Origin of the sequence: Glycomyces sp. L485 (assembly GCF_022548875.1) — a bacterium.
Classification (GTDB): domain Bacteria; phylum Actinomycetota; class Actinomycetes; order Mycobacteriales; family Micromonosporaceae; genus Glycomyces.
This window is the reverse complement of the sequence record NZ_JAKZEW010000024.1, coordinates 46,702-47,197: the sequence shown is the minus strand read 5'-3', so window position 1 is coordinate 47,197 and position 496 is coordinate 46,702. Positions and strand designations below refer to the sequence as shown.

Sequence of the window (496 nt, the reverse complement as noted above, 5' to 3'; positions counted from 1 at the left end):
GTGCCGTCGCCGTCGAGGTCGGCCACGGTCGCGTCGTTGGGGCTATAGGTGTAGTCGACTCCGTCGGGGGTGGTGCCGCCGGCGGGGCGGTCCATGTCGATCTCGAGGTACTGCTGCCCCCACACACTGAAGGTGCCGGTGCGCTCGACCTCCTGCCCGCCTTGGACGATCCCGATGTCATAGGAGGACCCGGCGCTGCCGCCGGAGTCGGTGAGGTTGGTGTCGGAGGTGGTGGTGACCAGCTGCCCGTCGCGGTAGACGTTGAAGCTCGTGTCCTGCGGGTCGTCGGCGAGCAGCCGCCAGCCGAGGTAGGTGCCGCCTCCCGTGGCCACGGCCACGGGGGAACGGTCGATGTCCTCGCCGGTGCCTCCGCCGCTGCCGCCGCCGGTCGGGGCGGGGACGAGCCGCCACTGCTGGTTGGCGCCGCCGTTGGAGTCGTACTGGGAGATGCGCCCGCCGGGCTGGGTGGATCTCTCCCACACGTCGAGGGCCTTGT

General features: G+C 71.4%; 1 protein-coding gene. It reads right to left on the bottom strand.

The window, feature by feature from the left end; translation table 11 throughout:
- A partial coding sequence (locus tag L0U85_RS13135; protein WP_347177439.1) for an RICIN domain-containing protein occupies positions 1 to 496 on the bottom strand: 496 nt, incomplete at both ends.